Below are 1,883 nucleotides of genomic sequence, written 5' to 3'. Positions count from 1 at the left end.
TGCTTGGACTAGCTCGGCCATGCCCCGCCGCCCACCGGCACCGCGGCCAGGCCATGCAGCCCTCGCCGCCAAGCCTCGGGGTTCTGTCGTGGCCGGCAATCGGCCGGTCACTGCGCTGCTGAGCCCAGGCCTCGTCCCCCTTAAACTCCGAGGCCTTCGACGATCTCTGCGCCCGGGAGTGCAGCCAGGACCTCGCCCGTCACAAAGAGCTTCGATCGGCGCAGGCCCGAGCCGATGCAGCTCCATCCGACCGAGCACGCCGAGTCGATAAGGAGCCGCCATGAGCCGGGTACGCCCACCGGCGTGATGCCGCCGTACTCCATGCCCGACGCCTCGACCGCGCGTTCCTGCGGCCAGAAACTCGCCTTGCGCACGTCGAGGCGCTTCTTCACGACGTGGTTGACGTCTGCGTTCGTCGTCGCGCGCACGACGCACGCCGCGATCCGCTCTTCGCCGGCGCGCTTGCCGGCCACGAGAATGCAGTTCGATGACAGTGCCAGGTCCATGCCGAACTCGCGCGTCATGACCTCCGTGTCCGCGAGCTCCGGGTCGATCGCGACAACCAGCGCCGACGAGGCAGTGGCCACCCCGCGCTCGGCCAGCGCGGTCAGTGCGGCGGCGACGGGCGGGGCGAGCAGGTCGAGGTGGTCCAGTGCGGGTGCCGGCTCCAGTGAGCCGATGCCGGGAATGATGATGTCGCTCATGGTCTCAGGGTAGGTCTGCTCGCCGTGGGTTGGTGGTGCCAGGTCAGTCCTTAAGCCTGTGTAACGATCGTGGTGTGTGCGTTGCGCGTGGGGTGTTTGTGTGAGGCTGGCGAGTTGCGGTATTCGCAGCTGCGCGCGCGGGGCGAAAACGTGTATGCTGGGGGCCGGTCCTCCGCGTGACGGTATCATCCGAACCTCCCCAGGGCAGGAATGCAGCAAGGATAAGGGTGCGCTGCCGGGTGCGCGGAGGATCTTTGTATATGCTGCTCGATCTTGGTCGACTGCAGGACGCATTTCTTCGATGTGGTTCAGGCCATAGCTCTTGATTTTGCATCCTGGCGAAGAGCGTGTAAGCTTATACCCAGCCAAACGGCAAGCGCCCGTAGCTCAATGGATAGAGCATCTGATTACGGTTCAGAAGGTTGGGGGTTCGAGTCCCTCCGGGCGCGCAGCGGCCCCCCTCGGTGCGATCCACCGGTGGGGGTTCTGCATTTCTAGCAAGCACTCCTTCGGGAGTGCTTTTTTCATGCCCATCCGTCCGCGTCGCTACGCAGGGACGTTGTGTGTTGTCGTGGCCCAGATGGTGCATCGCAGGCGAGCCTTCGCGGGGGCGTGGAGGCGGATGGAGGCTGAAAGAAAAACCACCCCCGCTTCATGAGACATGGGGTGTCATGAAACTTTCATCGCCCCAGCACGCTCAAATTCCCCTATTTCTGCCGATTTTCGATGAGCAGGGGCGATTTTTCTTTCATGCGGCCTGTGAGAGTACGTTCTCGTGCAGTACTGGGGCGGTATTTCTTTCGCTCAGATCACTCGACGCGTCTTGTTGTGAAAGAGGAAGTGCCAGTGTCCGGACTTTGCGGCACCTTGGTGAAACCGACGACATCTTTGCTGGGGGTGTGGGTGGTGGTGGGGATCGGCTCTACTAATTCCGCAGGCAATTCGACTGGACGAAGATTCAACACAGCACGAAAACGTTGCAATTCCAACGTTGTGACTTCATGATTTGAAAGAGTCGCGAGGGAATTGCATGCGAAATTGGTGGTGGACCCCGTGATGAGGGGCATGAGGCGTGCGGGGTGCAGGTGAGGCCTGGCTGCGGTGCCCGTGGGCGGTGGCGGGGCCTGGCCGGGCTTCGAGACGACGCGCAGAACTAAACATCAGCGACCAGGCCCCACT

Annotated in this window: 1 protein-coding gene, 1 tRNA gene and 1 other RNA gene; 2 read left to right on the top strand and 1 reads right to left on the bottom strand. The window is 62.8% G+C overall.

Annotated elements, in window-relative coordinates; all coding sequences use genetic code 11:
• Window positions 1-140 precede the first annotated feature (140 nt).
• Window positions 141-704, bottom strand: a complete 564-nt coding sequence (locus tag HMPREF1137_RS01280) for a YbaK/EbsC family protein (protein WP_007587936.1) — start codon at window positions 702-704, stop codon at window positions 141-143.
• Between the two features lie 163 nt (window positions 705-867).
• Between HMPREF1137_RS01280 and ffs the strand changes: the two genes are divergently transcribed.
• An RNA gene (gene ffs, locus HMPREF1137_RS09865) (signal recognition particle sRNA small type) lies at window positions 868-963 on the top strand.
• Between the two features lie 117 nt (window positions 964-1,080).
• Window positions 1,081-1,153, top strand: a tRNA-Arg gene (locus HMPREF1137_RS01275).
• Window positions 1,154-1,883: the final 730 nt, after the last annotated feature.

Source organism: Actinomyces sp. ICM39 (genome assembly GCF_000282935.1).
Taxonomy (GTDB): Bacteria; Actinomycetota; Actinomycetes; order Actinomycetales; family Actinomycetaceae; genus Pauljensenia; species Pauljensenia odontolytica_B.
Note: the sequence above shows the minus strand (reverse complement) of the source record. Positions and strands in the feature narration are given on the sequence as shown.

Excerpts from the sequence above, each read along its gene's own strand:
- HMPREF1137_RS01280 (WP_007587936.1), bottom strand. The coding sequence starts at position 704 with ATGAGCGACATCATCATTCCCGGCATCGGCTCACTGGAGCCGGCACCC.